The following is a 15,959-nucleotide window of genomic DNA, read 5'->3' as shown; positions in this document are numbered from 1 at the left end:
CCGCCTGAGCAAGACAAGGGGGTCCGGAACAAGGGAACAGTTCCCTCGCTCCGGACCCCTTTAGCGGGTAACCCGTAAAAGGAGAGGCGGGTGATTCGGGCAGTATGGGGGCATGACCCCGGTCGCGCCTTCCGACACCCTCGTCGCCCTTGCCCGCGCGCACGGAGTGGCCACCGACTTTCACGACTGGAAGGGCACCCACACCGTCATCGGTGACGCCTCCCTGCGGACCGTCCTGGCCGCGCTCGGCGTCGACGCGAGCAGTGAGGAGGCCGTGGCGGCTTCCCTTGCCGACGCAGAGAACCGTCCGTGGCGGCGCACCCTTCCTGCCACCGTTGTATGCCGTGAGGGCTGGACTCCGTGGGTCCACGCCCACGTGCCCGATGGGGGAGCGATCACCCTCACGGTCGAGCTCGAGGACGGGTCCTCGCGCGAGGTGCAGCAGGTCGATCGGTGGGTCCATCCGCGCGAGATCGACGGTCGGCTGATCGGCGAGGCCACCTTCGAACTGCCCGGCGATCTCCCGCTCGGGTGGCACCGCATCGTGGCTCACCTCGACCAGCCGGCGGTGACCGAGGGCACCGCCGTGTCGACCCTCGTCGTCACGCCAGGTCGGCTCGAGCTCCCCGAGGTGCTCCGGCACGGGGGCGCGACCGGACTCATGACGCAGATCTACCAGGCGCGTTCGGCGACCTCGTGGGGCATCGGCGATCTCGGGGACCTCGCCGACCTCGCGTCGTGGGCGGCCGGCGACGTCGGCGCGGAGTTCGTCCTCATCAATCCCTTGCACGCCGCGGAGCCCGTGGCGCCCATGGAGGAGTCGCCCTACCTCCCGACGACCCGCCGCTTCGTCAACCCGATCTACCTGCGGATCGAGGGCATCCCCGAGCTCGTGCAGCTGGGTGCCCCCGCGCGGAGCAAGATCGAGGAGCTCGCTGCGACCGCGCGTGCCCTCAACGCGGCCGACACGATCGACCGTGACGCGGCGTGGGCCGCGAAGCGTGAGGCCCTGGGCCTGATCCACGCCGTCGGACTCGACGGGCGGCGGGCGCGTGACTTCGACCGCTACCGCGAACTCGAGGGGGAGGGTCTCGCGACCTTCGCGACGTGGTGTGCGCTGGCGGAGCGTCACGGACTGCCGTGGACGGAGTGGCCGAGCGAGTACCACGATCCCTCGAGCCCGGCGGTGGCCGAATTCGCCGCGTCGCAAGAGGATCTCGTGAACTTCCACATGTGGTTGCAGTGGCTGCTCGACCGTCAGCTCGGCGAGGTGCAGCGCGAGGCCAAGAGCGCCGGCATGTCCCTGGGGATCGTGCACGACCTCGCCGTGGGCGTGCACCCCGAGGGCGCTGACTCGTGGGGACTGGCGGACGCGCTGGCCAAGGGCGTCACGGTCGGCGCGCCTCCGGACCAGTTCAACCAGCTCGGGCAGAACTGGTCGCAGCCTCCGTGGCACCCGGAGCGTCTTGCCGAACTCGGCTACGCGCCCTTCCGCGACATGGTCCGCACGGTGCTGCGCGATTCCGGCGGCGTCCGGGTCGACCACGTCATCGGCCTCTTCCGGTTGTGGTGGATCCCGGAGGGTGAGGGTTTGACACCCGCCGACGGCACCTACGTCACCTACGACCACGAGGCCCTCATCGGCATCCTCTGTCTGGAGGCCCAGCGCGCGGGCGCTGTCGTCATCGGCGAGGACCTCGGGGTCGTCCCGGCCATCGCGCGCGACTACCTGTTGGAGCGCGGCGTCCTCGGCACCAGCATCATGTGGTTCGAGAACACCGACGACCAGCCCACGCCGCCGGAGAACTATCGCGAGCTCTGCCTTTCGTCGGTGACGACCCACGATCTGCCTCCCACGGCTGGCTTCCTCGCTCTCGAGCACGTCGCGATCCGGGAGCGCCTCGGGCTGCTCACCCGTCCGGTCGAGGAGGAGCGGGCCCACGAGGAGCAGTCGCTCGCCAAGGTCCGGGACGCGCTCGTGGCCCGCGGTTGGCTGGAGCCCGCCGCCGGGAATCCCTCGGTCATCGAGGCGATGCACCGCTGGCTCGGCCACACGCCGAGCGTCCTGCGCGCCGTCGCGCTGGCCGATGTCGTGGGCGACCGGCGGGCCATCAACCAGCCGGGCACCGATGATGAGTACCCCAACTGGCGCCTCCCGCTCGCCGGCCCCGATGGCGAGCCGATCTCGCTGGAACAGGCCATGCAATCGGAGTTCGCGGAGGTGCTGTTCCGGGCGACGGCCGGGGACTGACCGGCGCGCGTCACGGCACCACCCCGTGGCAGGCGCTCGACTCTCAGGCCGACGCGAAGCCGTCCGCGACGGCATACCCCACTGATCGGGACGCCTCCCGCGCCGACTCCATCTCGGCCAACCACACCGCCGGCGAGTTCGGCGCCTCGTGCGCCTCGGGCGAGAAGTTCGCCATCCACCCCTTGAAGATCTCCGGCGTGGTCTCGGGATGGAACTGCACGCCCCAGGACCGCTCACCGAATCGGGCCGCCTGCACCGAACCGTCCGGCGCGGTCGCCAGGCTCTCGGCACCCTCGGGCAGGCGGCTCACGATGTCGCCGTTGTATTGCACGACGACGCTCCCCGCCAGACCTTCGAGCAGTGGGTCCGACGCGCCAATCGCAGTGAGCGACAACGGAATCAGGCCACTCGTGCGCCCACTGGGGTTGCGGATGACCGCGCCCCCGAGGGCGACCGCCATGAGCTGGTGACCCAGGCAGACACCCAACACGGGTAGGCCGTCCGCGACCGTTGCGCGGATGAGTGCCTTGGTGGGGGCGAGCCATCCGTAGCGGTCGTCCTCGTCGGCATTCGCCGCCCCACCGAGCACCACGAGCGCGTCGTGTTCGAGCCGTGCGGGGATGGCGTCACCGAGGTCGCCGCGCACGGTGTCGAGACGAATGCCCTGCTCGAGCCATCGTTCGGCCAACCAGCCGCCCGGGGCCTCGGGCTCGTGCTGGATGACGAGGAAGCGGCTCACACCTGCGTCCCGACGAGCGAGCCGATGGCATAGGTGACGGCCATCGCGATGAGTCCTCCGACGACGTTGCGGCGCACCGCGGGCCAGGCCGGTGCGGACCCGAGCCGGGCGCTGAGCCAACCACTGCCGAGGAGAGCGACGACGACGGCGACGACCGTGACGGGCACGCGCGCGGAGACCGGCACGAGCAGCACCGCGAGCAGCGGCACGAGTGCTCCGAGGGTGAACGAGATGAACGAGGCCCAGGCCGCGTGCCACGGGTTCGTCAGCGCCTCGGGGTCGATGCCGAGCTCGGTCTCGGCATGAGCTGCCAGCGCATCGTGTTCGGTGAGCTGGACCGCCACCTCGTGCGCCAACTCGGGGGTGAGGCCCTTGTCGGCATACAGCGCGGTGAGTTCCTCGAGTTCGGCCTCGGGCTCTTCTCGCAGCTCTCGCCGCTCCTTGGCGAGCAGGGCCTTCTCGGTGTCCCGTTGCGTGCTCACCGAGACGTACTCACCGACCGCCATGCTCATGGCACCCGCTGCGAGACCGGCCAGGCCGGCCGTGAGGATCGTCGAACGCTCCGTCGTCGCGGCGGCCACACCGATGACGATGCCTGCGGTCGAGACGATGCCGTCATTGGCGCCGAGCACGCCGGCCCGCAGCCAGTTGAGGCGCTCACCGATCGTTGCGTCGTGGGGCTCGTCGTGCTCCGCGAGGATCCGGGCTGCGTCACTCACCGACGGTGACACCTTCGCGCCGGGCGATCTCGGTGATGCGGTGGGCCTGCTCGATGTCGAGCTGGGTGAGCCCGCCGGCGTCGTGCGTCGTGAGGAGCCAGTGCGTGCGCCGCCACCGGATGTCGATGTCGGGGTGGTGGTTCATCTCCTCGGCGACCTCGGCCGCTTCGGCGACGATGCGGATCGCTGCCGGGAAGTCGGGTGCCTCGATGTCGGCGACGATGGCATCGCCCTCACGCGTCCACAGGGTCAGGTCGGCGAGCTGGCGCTCGATCTCTTCGTCGGTCAGTCGGCGGCTCATGGGGCCAGCCTCGCGCTCTCGGGCCAACCCGTCCAGCAAGGCGCGCCTACCGGTGGCCACCAACCCCGAGACGACCAGTTGTGGCCGAGGCAACCAGCCCGAACTGGTCGCCTCGGCCCACAACCGGTCGTTTGGTGGAGACGAGCACCGCTCAGCGATGCGCTGGGCTCAGAGCGCCTCGGAGATCGAGGCGGGCCCGAGGAGCGACTCGTCGCCGCCGGCCCCGTGCTGCTCAACGAGCTGGGCCTTGACCTCGTGCGGCTGGATCTCACCGGACTCGATCTGCTCGGTCCAGTGGCACGCGACGCGGTGCCCCGTGCCCACGCCGGGGATCTCCGGCACGCGCAGGACCGGACGCTCGGTGTCGCACTTCGTCTCCTGCTTCCACGGGCAGCGCGTGTGGAAGCGGCACCCCTTCGGCGGGTTCGCGGGGGAGGGCAGGTCGCCGGTGAGGATGATCCGCTCGCGACGGTCCTCGACGAGCGGGTCCGGCACGGGAACGGCCGACATGAGCGCCCGCGTATAGGGGTGCAGCGGCTGCGCGTACAGGTCGTCCGCCTCCGCCTCCTCGGCGATCGCGCCGAGGTACATGACCCCGATCCGGTCGCTGATGTGCCGCACGACCGCGAGGTCGTGGGCGACGACGAGGTAGGTCAGGCCGAACTCCTCCTGGAGGTCCTCGAGGAGGTTGATGACCTGCGCCTGCACTGACACGTCCAGCGCCGAGACCGGCTCGTCGGCCACGATGAGCTTGGGATTGACCGACAGGGCCCGGGCGATGCCGATGCGCTGGCGCTGGCCGCCCGAGAACTCGTGCGGGTACTTCTTCAGAGCCGCCGACGGGAGGCCCACTGCGGACAGGAGCTCCCGCAGCCGCTTGGACGCGTGCGCCTCGTCCTTGGCCAGGCCGTGCGCCTTCATGCCCTCGAGGAGGAGCGACTCGACGGACTGCCTCGGGTCGAGGCTGCCCATCGGGTCCTGGAAGACCATCTGGATGTCCTGCCGCTTCTTGCGCAGCGTCTCCCCGCTCAGCGAGGCGATGTCGACGCCGTCGAACTCGACCGTCCCCTCGGTGGGTGGCTCGAGGTTGAGGATGGCGCGTCCGAGCGTCGACTTGCCCGATCCGGACTCACCGACGAGCCCGTAGGTCTCGCCCGTGCGGATCTGGAGGTCGACCCCGTCGACGGCGTAGACGTGCCCGATGACCTTGTCAAAGATGACACCGCGCTTGATCGGGAAGTGCACCTTGACGCCCTTGGCGTCGACGAGAACATCCTTGGCGTATGCCGTCCGCTCACCTTCCGTGACGTCTGTGGCCTCACTCATCGGGTCACCTCCATGGGGTTGAAGCAGCGCAGTGCCCGGTCGTCGTGCTGGACGAGCTCCGGGGTCTGCGCGCGGCACTGGTCGATGGGCTGCGAACACCGCGGTGCGAACGCGCACGCGCTCGTCCACGGCAGGTTGTCGGCGACCGAGCCCGGGATGGGCTGCAGGCGTTCGCCCCGCGAGCCATCCAGTCGGGGGATCGAGGCCAACAGCCCAGCCGTGTAGGGGTGGCGGGGTTCGGCGAAGAGCGGGTGGCGAGCCGCCCGCTCGACGACGCGTCCGGCATACATGACGTTGACCGTGTCGACGAGCCCTGCCACGACTCCGAGGTCGTGGGTGATCATGATGAGCGCCGTGCCGGTGTCCTCGACGAGGTCCTTGAGGACCGCGAGGATCTGCGCCTGGATCGTCACGTCGAGTGCCGTCGTCGGCTCGTCCGCGATGAGGACGCGCGGCTCGGCGGCCAGGGCCATGGCGATGAGGGCTCGCTGGCGCATGCCACCGGACAGCTGGTGCGGGTAGTCCTTGAGGCGTCGATCCGGGTCCGGGATGCCGACGCGGTCGAGCATCTCCTTGGCCAGAGGCATCGCGGCCTTGCGGGAGAGCCCGCGGTGACGCTCGAGGACCTCGGTGACCTGAAGCCCAATGGGGACAACGGGATTCAGCGACGACAGCGGATCCTGGAAGATCATGCCGAGCTCGGCGCCACGTCGGTCACGCATCTGGGTCGGGCTCAGCTTGAGCAGGTCCTGACCGTTGTAGAGGACCTCACCGGTGACGCGCACGCCACGCTCGGGGAGGAGCCCCATGATCGCGAGCGACGTCACCGACTTGCCGGACCCGGACTCCCCGACGATGCCGAGCGTGTCACCGGGACGCAGGTCGAAGCTCACGCCATCGACGGCCACGAACGGCTCGTCACCGGCGCGTTGGAACGTGACCGTGAGGTCGCGCACCGAGAGCAGCGGTTCGTCGCTGTCACTGCGGGGGTGGGGCTGGCTGGTGCTGAGGGTGTCGGTCATCGGACACTCACCTCCGGCTCTTGGGGTCGAGGGCCTCACGCAGCGACTCACCCATGAGGGTGAAGCCGAGGGCGACGACGATGATGCACAGCGCCGGCCAGACCGCGAGGGCAGGGTGGTCGTAGATGAACTGCTGGGAGGCGCCCAGCATCTGGCCCCACTCGGGCTTGCGGTCGTCGGGGTTGCCGAGACCGAGGAAGGACAGGGCGGCGGCGTCGATGATCGACGTCGCGACGACGAGCGTCGACTGGACGATCACCGGACCGAGCGAGTTCGGCAGCATGTGCCGGAACACGATGGCCGACTCCTTGACGCCGAGGGCCCTGGCCGCCAGGACGTGATCGCTGGCTCGTTGGGCGAGCATCGAGCCGCGGAGCAGCCGGGCAAAGATCGGGACCTGCACGACCGCGATGGCGATGATCACCGTCCACTGGCTCGGCCGCGCCGCGATGGCCGCGATGGAGAAGGCCAGGAGCAGCGACGGGATCGAGAGCATGACGTCGACGACGCGCATGACGACCGAGTCCACCCAGCCGCCGAAGGCACCGGCGATCGTGCCGAGCGTGAGACCGCCGACGAGGCCGAAGAAGGTGGCCATGACACCGACGAGCAGGGTCTGGCGGCTGCCGACGATGAGTCGCGAGAAGATGTCTCGCCCGATGTTGTCGGCGCCGAGCGGGAAGCCCTCGCGAGCCGCCGGGATCGGGTTGGACTGGGGGCGGATCTCATCGAGCAGCAGGCGGGCCGCCGGGTCGTGCGGAGCGATCCACGGCGCGAAGATCGCGAGCAGCACGAAGGCTCCCGTGATGCCCAGTCCGATGAGGAAGACCGGGTTGCGACGCAGCCGGCTCCAGGCGCTGGCGAAGAGGGAGACACCGGCGGTCTCCTCGACGTGGCCGGCGTCGTCGATGGTCGCGACCGCCGTTGTGCCACCGACGGTGCCGCCACCGGACGAACCGGTGGTGGCGGGGTCGCCGGCGCTCGCGGCGAGCGCGTCGATGCGGTCCTTCTTGCTGCGCGGGTTCAGGGGGTTGGGCACGCGACTCACCTCGTCCGCACTCGGGGGTCGATCACGGCATACGCGATGTCGACCAACAGATTGACGACGACGAAGGTGACTGTCGCCATGAGGATGCAGACCTGGAGGACCGCGTAGTCACGTCTCGTGAATGCGAGGGCGAGGGCATCGCCCAGGCCCCCCCAGGAGAAGACCCGCTCGGTCAGGACGGCCCCGACGAGGAGGCCACCGGTCTGCAGGCCGATCGTCGTCACCACGGGCAGCAGGGCGTTGCGCAGGACGTGGCGGCCGCGGATGACGCGGTTCGTGAGTCCCTTGGACTCGGCGGTGCGGACGTAGTCCTCGTCGAGGACCTCCAGCACCGACGCGCGGGTGATCCGGAAGACCACGGCGAAAGGAATCGTCGCCAGTGCGATCGACGGCAGGATGAGGTGTTTGATCGCGTTCCAGGACGCATCGAACTCTCGCGTGAGCAGCCCGTCGAGGATGAAGAAGCCCGTGACCCGGGTGCCGTTGACGTCGGGATCCTGTCGCCCGGAGACCGGGAGCCAGTGCAGCTTGACGGCGAAGACGTACTGGAGCATGAACGCGAGGAAGAAGACCGGGACCGCGATGCCCACGAGTGAGCTGACGATCGAGACGTTGTCGAACCACGAGGCCCGGCGGCGCGCTGCCAGGTAGCCGAGCGGCACACCGAGCAGCACCGCGATGACGAGGGCGCAGACGGCCAGTTCGATCGTGGCGGGGAAGCGGGTGAGGAAGACGTCCATGGCGTCGGTGCCCGGCTGGACCGACGTGCTGGCGCCGAACTCACCGCGGACCGCGCGCTTCACGAACTCCCAGTACTGGACGTAGATCGGCTGGTCGAGGCCGAGTGCCTTCTCCATGGCGGCGCGCCGCTCCGGAGTGGCCCGCTCGCCGAGGAGGGCACCGACGGTGCCTCCGGGCAGGACCTTGAGCCAGGCGAAGACCAGGGCCGAGAGGACGATGACAACCCCGACCATCTGGATCAGTCGCCGGATGATGAATCTGAGCACGGGTGTGGATCTCCTTCACTCGTGACTGTGGCCGTCCCAGCGACGCTGCTGGGACGGCCACAGTCTTGCCGATGAGGTGGACGACGTCACCTCACGCGGATCACTTGGAAACGGTCACCGAAGCGAACGTCTCAGCGGTCAGCGGGCTGGCAACGAGGTCCTTGACCTTGTTGCTGACCACGAGGGCCGGCGGGGAGTGGCTGATCGCCAGACCCGGCAGGTCCTGCTCCATGATCTGCTGGTTGATCTTCTCGTAGGCGGCAGCGCGCTCGGTCTCGTCGACAATGGCGTCGGCGTCCGTGAGGTCCTTCGACAGCTGGGCGCCGTAGGACGTCGCCGAGGTGTGGAAGTCGTTCGCCTTGAGGTTGGCGAAGAACGTGCCGATGAAGTTGTCCGGCGAGTCGTAGTCACCGGTCCAGCCGAGCAGCCACGCGTCGTAGCCGCCGTTGTCGACGGTGTCGAGGTAGCCACCGTTCCACGGAGCGGTGACGACGGTGACCTTGATGCCGACGGCCTCGAGGTCTGCACGCAGGGCCTCGTAGATCTTCTGCGGGTTCGGCATGTAGGGGCGCGACACCTCGGACGGGTAGGCGAACTGGAGAGTCATGCCCTCGGCGCCGGCCTCCTTGAGGAGCGACTTGGCCTTCTCGACGTCGTAGGCGTAGGGCTGGAGGCCCTTGTTGTAGCCGGAGACGGTGTCGGGCATGAACTGCGTCGCGACCGTGGCGCCCTCGGGGAGCTGGGTCTTGACGAGCTGGTCGCGGTTGAGGGCGTAGTAGAGCGCCTGGCGAACCTTGAGGTCCTTGAGCTTCGGGTTCTTCTCCGGGTTGAGACCCATGTAGAGGATGTTGAACGCCGGACGCACGAGGACGTTGTTGCCGGAGGACTTCAGGCCGCCCCAGTCAGCGGGGTTCGGGAGGTCGTAGCCGTCGATGCTGCCGGCCTCGAGCTCCTGACGACGCGTGGCCTCGTCCGGGATGATCTTGAAGACGAGCTTGGCGGTCTTGGCCTTGTCGCCCCAGTAGTCGTCGTTGCGGACGAGGGTGACGGTCTTGTTGGCCTCGTCGTACTTGTCGAGCTTGTAGGGGCCGGTGCCGACCGGGTTCTTGGAGTAGGCCGGGTAGCCGAAGCCCTCACCCTGCTTGGTGACGTTGTTGGCGTCACCCTCCTTGAGCGCCTTCGGCGACTGCATCGAGAAGGAGTCGAGCGAGAGGGCCGTCGGGAACTTCGACGTCGAGCGGCTGATCTTGACGACCGCGGTCATGTCGTCGCTCGCCGCGCAGCTCTGGTAGAGCGCGTTGGCGGCATCGGACTTGAACGAACCCATGACGTCGGCCCAGTAGCCAGCGGGGCCACCGGCGGCGACCTCGTTCTGGTCGAACATGCGCTCGAAGTTGTAGCAGACGGCCTCGGCGTTGAACGGCTCGCCGTCCCAGAACTTCACGCCCTCGCGGAGCTTGAAGGTCCACTCCTTGCCATCGGCGGACGGCTCCCAGCTCGTGGCGAGCTCGGGCTCGATCTCGGCGGTGCCGGGCTTGATGCCGACGAGGCCTTCCATCATCTGGCGGGTGACGCGGAACGTCTCGCCGTCCGTGGCGTAGAAGGGGTCGAAGAGTTCGGGCGCGCCTGCCGCACCGAACGTGATCGTGTCCTTGACGTCGCCGCCGCTGGCGGCGTCGTCCCCGGTGTCCCGGTCGGACTGGGCGCATGCGGTGAGAGTGAGGGCGAGTGCCGCCACTGCGGCGGGCGCCGCCTTCCGCGTGAACTTCATGAATACCTCGCTTGATGTGCGAACCTCGAGGGCCACGGTTGACCCCCCGCAGGGTGGGACGGACCCGCGCAGCACACCTCCGTGACGTGCTTCACTGCGCGAGTGGGTTGACCCTAGCGACATTCATGCGCCGGTCGACCGCAGATCGTCATTGTTTATCGGAGTGAGACCCGAACGGCAGGAGGACGTGCGGCGTGAGCCCCCATCCGGAGAAGGCACCCATCGAGGTCGTCGCAGCGGCCATCGTCGACGACCTGGCCGAGCCGTCAGCGCTGCTCGCCGCCCGGCGCACGGAGCCGCCCGAGCTTGCCGGTGGATGGGAGTTCCCCGGGGGCAAGGTCGACCCGGGGGAGGACCTCGCCACGGCCCTGCACCGGGAGATTCGCGAGGAACTCGGGGTCACCATTGCCGTCGCGGACCGGATCGACGGCCCGCTGGACGATGGTCGCTGGCCGTTGGGGACGGCATACGCGATGTCCGTCTTCGTCGCGACGGTGACCGACGGCGTCCCCGCACCGATCGAGGACCACGACGAGCTCCGCTGGCTTCGCCTCGACGACCTGTATGCCGTGCGCTGGCTTCCGGCGGACCTGCCGATCATCGACGCCTTCGCCGCTCGTTTTCGCGCCTGACCGATTCCCTGAGAGACTGGGCATCATGCCCATCACTACTCGCGACGACATCCGTAACGTCGCCATCGTCGCGCACGTCGACCACGGAAAGACCACGCTGGTCGACAAGATGCTCTGGGAGGCCGGAGCCTTCGCCGAACGAGCCACCGTCGAGACCACTGGCGAGCGCGTCATGGACTCCGGAGACCTCGAACGCGAGAAGGGCATCACCATTCTCGCCAAGAACACGGCCGTCCACTACGCCGGCAAGGCCGCGACGGACGCCGGCCTCACCGACGGCCTGACGATCAACATCATCGACACCCCCGGCCACGCCGACTTCGGTGGCGAGGTCGAGCGCGGCCTCTCCATGGTCGACGGCGTCGTCCTCCTCGTCGACGCGTCCGAGGGCCCGCTGCCCCAGACCCGCTTCGTCCTGCGCAAGGCCCTCGCGGCCAAGATGCCGGTCATCCTCTGCATCAACAAGGTCGACCGTCCGGACTCCCGCATCCAGGAGGTCGTCGACGAGGTCTACGAGCTCTTCATCGACCTCGACGCATCCGAGGAGCAGATCGAGTTCCCGATCGTCTACGCCTCGGCCAAGAACGGCCGCGCGTCGCTCGAGCGCCCCGAGAACGGCGGACTGCCCGGCGGCGAGGACATGACCGCGCTCTTCTCGACGATCATCGGCACCATCCCGGCGCCGAAGTACGACACCGAGGCCCCGCTGCAGGCGCACGTCACCAACCTCGACGCCTCCAACTTCCTCGGCCGCCTCGCCCTGCTGCGCGTGCACAACGGCGAGATCAAGAAGGGCCAGCAGGTCGCGTGGTGCAAGCACGACGGCTCGATCGAGAAGGTCAAGATCACCGAGCTGCTCATGACCGAGGCCCTCGAGCGCAAGCCGCTCGAGGAGGGTCAGTCCGCCCGCCCCGGTGACATCATCGCCATCGCCGGCATCCCCGAGATCATGATCGGCGACACCATCGCCGACGCCGAGAACCCGCTGCCGCTCCCCGTCATCACGGTCGACGAGCCCGCGATCTCCATGACCATCGGCACCAACACGAGCCCGCTCGTGGGTCGCGGTGCGACCAAGGGCACCAAGGTCACCGCCCGCATGGTCAAGGACCGCCTCGACAAGGAGCTCGTCGGCAACGTGTCGCTGCGCGTCCTGCCGACCGAGCGCCCCGACGCCTGGGAGGTCCAGGGCCGTGGCGAGCTCGCGCTCGCGATCCTCGTCGAGCAGATGCGCCGCGAGGGCTACGAGCTCACCGTCGGCAAGCCGCAGGTCGTCACCAAGCAGGTCGACGGCAAGCTGCACGAGCCGGTCGAGCGCCTCACCATCGACACCCCGGACGAGTACCTCGGCGCCATCACCCAGCTCCTCGCCGCCCGCAAGGGACGCATGGAGCAGATGACCAACCACGGCACCGGCTGGGTCCGCATGGAGTTCCTCGTCCCGTCGCGTGGGCTCATCGGCTTCCGCACCGAGTTCCTCACCGAGACCCGTGGCGCGGGCATCGCCCACCACGTCTTCGAGGACTACGAGCCGTGGTTCGGCACGATCACGACCCGCACGTCGGGCTCGCTCGTCGCCGACCGCTCGGGGCCGGTCACGTCCTACGCGATGGTCAACCTCCAGGAGCGCGGCACCCTCTTCGTCGAGCCGGCCACCGAGGTCTACGAGGGCATGATCGTCGGCGAGAACTCCCGCGCCGACGACATGGACGTCAACATCACCAAGGAGAAGAAGCTCACCAACGTGCGCGCCTCCTCGGCCGACAACTTCGAGAAGGTCGTCCCTCCGCGCAAGCTCAGCCTCGAGCAGTCGCTGGAGTTCTGCCGTGAGGACGAGTGCGTCGAGGTCACGCCCGACGCCGTGCGCATCCGCAAGGTCGAGCTCGACCAGACGATCCGTGGCCGCACGGCGGCCCGCAACCGCAAGGCCTGATCCTGGGGGAGTCCGTGAGCATCGAGTCCAGAAGGCAACGCCGACCTCAGCGGAGTCGACTCTGGGTCGTCGTCGCTGCACTGGTGGCGGCCGCCATCGTGGCGGCCGCCTCCTTCGCCGTGTTCGGCGGCAACGACGAGGCGGAGAACCCGTCGGTGGCCGCTGCCCACGACCGCACGGACGAGCGCGGCGGCACGCTCAAGGCTCTCTCGCTCGGACCGGTCCTGAGTTGGGACCCCCAGCGCATCGGTTCACGTGACGACGCGGCCTTCGCCGGCCGGATCTTCTTGCGCACGCTGACCGCCTATCAACCGAGCACCGACCCGCGCAACCAGTCGCGACTCGTCGGGGATCTCGCGACCGACACGGGCACGCCCAGCCAGGACCTCAAGTCCTGGACGTTCACGCTGCGCGACGGTGTCGCGTGGGAGGACGGCAGCCCGGTCACCTGCGAGGACGTCAGCTACGGCATCTCGAGGACCTTTGCGACGTCGGTCATCACCGGCGGCTCGACCGACGCGCTCGCGGTCCTCGGCGTGGCGAAGCAGCCCAACGGCGGCTCCGTGTATGCCGGCCCCTACGCCGGGGGTCCTTATGCCGCCGCTGGCCAGGCAGCCTTCGACAAGGCCGTGTCGTGCCGGGGCAAGACGATCACCTTCACGCTGAGTTCGCCCGTGAGCGACTTCAACGAGATGGTCGCCCAGCCGGCCTTCGCGCCCTTCAAGAAGTCGGCCGACAAGATGGGCGACGGCACGTTCACCGTCTTCTCCAACGGCCCCTACAAGCTCTCTGCCCCGTGGCGCACCTCGACCGGTGGCGCGTGGGTCCGCAACCCTCACTGGTCCGCATCCACCGATGAGGTCCGCAAGGCCTACCCGGACCGGATCGAGTACCAAGAGGGCATCGAGACGCAGACCGTCGCCCAGCAGATCATGGCCGATGGGGACAACTCGCGAGCCGCGGTGGCGCTCGGTTCGGCGCCCCCGGCGATCCAGCAGCACGTCCTCACCGTCGACGCGCTCAAGGAGCGGTCCGTGACGGCCGGCACGGGTCTCGTCGACTACCTCGTCCCCAACTACAAGAGCCCGACCTTCGCCAAGATCGAGGCCCGGCAGGCGCTATCCGTTGCCACCAATCGCGCTGCCTATGTCACCGCGCTCGGTGGTGGCGCGACGAGTCGGCCGACCACCTCACTCATCCCGTCGGCCCTGCCGGCCTCGCACACCGAGGACCCGCTCGACGCGGGCACCGGCGGTCGCGCTGGTGAGGCCAAGGTGCTGCTGGGCAAGGCTGGTCTGACGATTCCCGTGCCGATCCGGGTGGCCTACCGCTCGAGTCCCGTTGCCGACAAGGCCATGGCCTCGCTCGTCGCCGGCTGGACCGAGGCCGGTTTCGCGCCGACCGTCACGCCCCTCAAGGACGAGTACTTCACGACGATCAGTCGGCCCGAGGCGGCCGGCGCCTACGACGTCTTCTGGTCGAACTGGGCTCCCGTCGGTGCCTCGGCGAGCACGATCTTCCCCGCCCTGTTCGACAGCTCGATCAACGTCTCCGCTGCCGGCCCGGGCCGTGACTACGGCTACTTCAACGACCCCAAGGTCAATGCCGAGATCGCCCGGATCAACACGATCTCCGACCGTGTCGAACGCGAGGACGCCTGGGCTGCCCTCGACGTCCAGCTCCAGACGCAGGGTGCCTACATTGGACTGGCCGAACGCCGCGCGCTCTACATCGCCGGCAGCGACGTCCGCAACCTCTCCGCCAACGAGGTCATCGGTGGCGTCGTCGAGTTCGCCGACATCGCGGTTCGGCAGTGAGCCGGCTCCTGTTCGTCCACGCCCACCCGGACGACGAGACCCTCGCCACCGGGGTGGCGATCCTGCACCACGTCGCCGCCGGTGACGATGTGCACGTCCTCACCTGCACGCTCGGTGAGGAAGGTGAGGTGATCCCCGCCGACCTCGCGCATCTCGAGGGCGCCGAGGGTGACCCGCTCGCCGACCACCGCCGTGGTGAGCTCGCCGGGGCCGTCTCCGTCCTGGGGGTGACCCACCACTTCCTGGGAGCCGATCGCGAAGGTGACCGACCGACATACCGGGATTCGGGAATGGTCGGGTCTCTCGCCTTCGAGAACCCGCGGGCCTTCGCCGGCGCCGAGTTCATCGAGGTCGCCGAGGCGATGCGCGTGGCCATCGACGGGATCGCACCGGACGTCGTCGTCACCTATGACAGCGAAGGTGGCTACGGGCATCCCGACCACATCCGCGTGCATGACGCAGTCCGTGGTGCGCTTGCCGAGAACCCTTCTGCCCCAACGCTTTTCGTCGCTCTCACCCCACGTTCGTGGGTGGCGGAGGATCGCGCATGGCTCGCCGAACACGTCCCTGCAAACAGTGGGTATGCCGTTCCCGCGTCCAACGATCCCGTCGCACCGTCCGTGGTGGAGGACGACCTCGTGACGCACCACGTCGTCGACCCGTCGGTGGTGGAGGACCAGCAGGACGCGCTGCGGGCCCACGCGACCCAGGTGGTCGTCTTCGACGGGTGGTACGCCCTGTCCAACGACATCGCCGCGCGGCTCGCGGGCCGCGAGGGCTACGCGCGCCTCGACCCGACGACGGGCGACCTCGTGCCCGGCGATGGTCGCGTCCGGACCGGTCTGTCGGGAGCGCGCACGTGATCGCCGCGGGGGAGGGGGGCGAGGTCGACGTCGACGTCTATCGGCACGCGATGGGCCGGCTGGCTCGGGGGATCTCGGTGCTCACGACGACGGCCGACGGTCAGGACCATGCGCTCACCGCAAACTCGGTGACGAGTGTGTCGCTCGAGCCCGTGCTGCTCCTCGTGTGTGTCGAGACCGACGCCCGGTTCCACGACGCGGTGCTGTCGTCGGGCAGGTTCGGCGTGAGCATCCTGTCGGCCGCCCAGCGACCCCTCGCAGCGTGGTTCTCCACGCCCGGGCGGCCCCTGCCGGGGCAGCTGGACCGTGCTCCCCACACCCGCACCGCCAGTGGGGTGGCGCTGCTCGACGGCGCCCTCGCAGCCCTGGAGTGCACGGTCCGAGACGTGCACGCCGCGGGTGACCACAGCATCATCGTCGCGGGCGTGCACGCCACCCATTTGAGCAGCAACCCGCAGGCTGCCCTCGTACACTTCCGCGGACAGTACTCCGAGCTGCCCTGACCCTTCGATCCACCCGAACCGAGCAAG

At 69.0% G+C, this 15,959-nt stretch carries 14 protein-coding genes; 6 read left to right on the top strand and 8 right to left on the bottom strand.

The features are described 5' to 3' along the window. Positions 1-112: 112 nt before the first annotated feature. Positions 113-2,251 (top strand): 4-alpha-glucanotransferase, encoded by a 2,139-nt coding sequence (gene malQ, locus N803_RS03035; protein WP_035902438.1) that lies wholly within the window; start codon positions 113-115, stop codon positions 2,249-2,251. A gap of 43 nt (positions 2,252-2,294) precedes the next feature. Here malQ and N803_RS03030 read toward each other — a convergent pair whose 3' ends face one another. The 8 genes from N803_RS03030 to N803_RS02995 form a co-directional block, all read right to left on the bottom strand. After that, positions 2,295-2,990, bottom strand: coding sequence for a type 1 glutamine amidotransferase (locus N803_RS03030; RefSeq protein ID WP_035902437.1), 696 nt, complete (start codon positions 2,988-2,990; stop codon positions 2,295-2,297). Beyond that, entirely contained in the window at positions 2,987-3,709 is a 723-nt protein-coding gene (locus N803_RS03025) for a VIT1/CCC1 transporter family protein (protein ID WP_035902435.1), read from the bottom strand. The genes N803_RS03030 and N803_RS03025 overlap by 4 nt, the downstream gene beginning before the upstream one ends. Further along, the gene (locus tag N803_RS03020; protein WP_035902434.1) at positions 3,702-4,010 is read right to left on the bottom strand and encodes a 4a-hydroxytetrahydrobiopterin dehydratase; all 309 of its coding nucleotides are present in this window, start codon (positions 4,008-4,010) and stop codon (positions 3,702-3,704) included. Before N803_RS03020 ends, N803_RS03025 begins: the two co-directional genes overlap by 8 nt. Before the next feature lie 168 nt (positions 4,011-4,178). Next, a complete protein-coding gene (locus tag N803_RS03015) occupies positions 4,179-5,336 on the bottom strand; it encodes an ABC transporter ATP-binding protein (protein WP_035902433.1) in 1,158 nt (385 codons plus the stop codon). Then, entirely contained in the window at positions 5,333-6,358 is a 1,026-nt protein-coding gene (locus N803_RS03010; RefSeq protein WP_035902432.1) for an ABC transporter ATP-binding protein, read from the bottom strand. Before N803_RS03010 ends, N803_RS03015 begins: the two co-directional genes overlap by 4 nt. A 7-nt stretch (positions 6,359-6,365) precedes the next feature. Then, positions 6,366-7,397 (bottom strand): ABC transporter permease, encoded by a 1,032-nt coding sequence (locus N803_RS03005; RefSeq protein ID WP_425402396.1) that lies wholly within the window; start codon positions 7,395-7,397, stop codon positions 6,366-6,368. 5 nt (positions 7,398-7,402) lie between these two features. Then, positions 7,403-8,413, bottom strand: coding sequence for an ABC transporter permease (locus N803_RS03000; protein WP_035902429.1), 1,011 nt, complete (start codon positions 8,411-8,413; stop codon positions 7,403-7,405). Positions 8,414-8,513: 100 nt separating this feature from the next. Then, positions 8,514-10,184, bottom strand: coding sequence for an ABC transporter substrate-binding protein (locus tag N803_RS02995; protein WP_035902428.1), 1,671 nt, complete (start codon positions 10,182-10,184; stop codon positions 8,514-8,516). A 194-nt stretch (positions 10,185-10,378) separates the two neighbouring features. Here N803_RS02995 and N803_RS02990 point away from each other — a divergent pair, with 194 nt between their 5' ends. The 5 genes from N803_RS02990 to N803_RS02970 are packed head-to-tail and all read left to right on the top strand — an operon-like array spanning position 10,379 to position 15,932. After that, positions 10,379-10,816 (top strand): (deoxy)nucleoside triphosphate pyrophosphohydrolase, encoded by a 438-nt coding sequence (locus N803_RS02990; RefSeq protein WP_035902427.1) that lies wholly within the window; start codon positions 10,379-10,381, stop codon positions 10,814-10,816. 25 nt (positions 10,817-10,841) lie between these two features. Further along, the gene (typA, locus tag N803_RS02985; protein WP_035902426.1) at positions 10,842-12,749 is read left to right on the top strand and encodes a translational GTPase TypA; all 1,908 of its coding nucleotides are present in this window, start codon (positions 10,842-10,844) and stop codon (positions 12,747-12,749) included. Between the two features lie 14 nt (positions 12,750-12,763). Beyond that, entirely contained in the window at positions 12,764-14,566 is a 1,803-nt protein-coding gene (locus tag N803_RS02980) for an ABC transporter substrate-binding protein (RefSeq protein ID WP_245616971.1), read from the top strand. Continuing rightward, a complete protein-coding gene (locus N803_RS02975; RefSeq protein ID WP_035902424.1) occupies positions 14,563-15,429 on the top strand; it encodes a PIG-L family deacetylase in 867 nt (288 codons plus the stop codon). The genes N803_RS02980 and N803_RS02975 overlap by 4 nt, the downstream gene beginning before the upstream one ends. Next, entirely contained in the window at positions 15,426-15,932 is a 507-nt protein-coding gene (locus N803_RS02970) for a flavin reductase family protein (RefSeq protein WP_035902422.1), read from the top strand. Before N803_RS02975 ends, N803_RS02970 begins: the two co-directional genes overlap by 4 nt. Positions 15,933-15,959 lie beyond the last annotated feature (27 nt).

It is taken from the genome of Knoellia subterranea KCTC 19937, from assembly GCF_000768685.1.
Classification (GTDB): Bacteria; Actinomycetota; Actinomycetes; order Actinomycetales; family Dermatophilaceae; genus Knoellia; species Knoellia subterranea.
Note: the sequence above shows the minus strand (reverse complement) of the source record. Positions and strands in the feature narration are given on the sequence as shown.

What these genes read in the sequence shown, in the direction of transcription:
- N803_RS03010 (WP_035902432.1), bottom strand. Translation starts at nt 6,358, where the DNA reads ATGACCGACACCCTCAGCACCAGCCAGCCCCACCCCCGCAGTGACAGC.
- N803_RS02995 (WP_035902428.1), bottom strand. Translation starts at nt 10,184, where the DNA reads ATGAAGTTCACGCGGAAGGCGGCGCCCGCCGCAGTGGCGGCACTCGCC.
- N803_RS03020 (WP_035902434.1), bottom strand. Translation starts at nt 4,010, where the DNA reads ATGAGCCGCCGACTGACCGACGAAGAGATCGAGCGCCAGCTCGCCGAC.
- typA (WP_035902426.1), top strand. Translation starts at nt 10,842, where the DNA reads ATGCCCATCACTACTCGCGACGACATCCGTAACGTCGCCATCGTCGCG.
- malQ (WP_035902438.1), top strand. Translation starts at nt 113, where the DNA reads ATGACCCCGGTCGCGCCTTCCGACACCCTCGTCGCCCTTGCCCGCGCG.
- N803_RS03015 (WP_035902433.1), bottom strand. Translation starts at nt 5,336, where the DNA reads ATGAGTGAGGCCACAGACGTCACGGAAGGTGAGCGGACGGCATACGCC.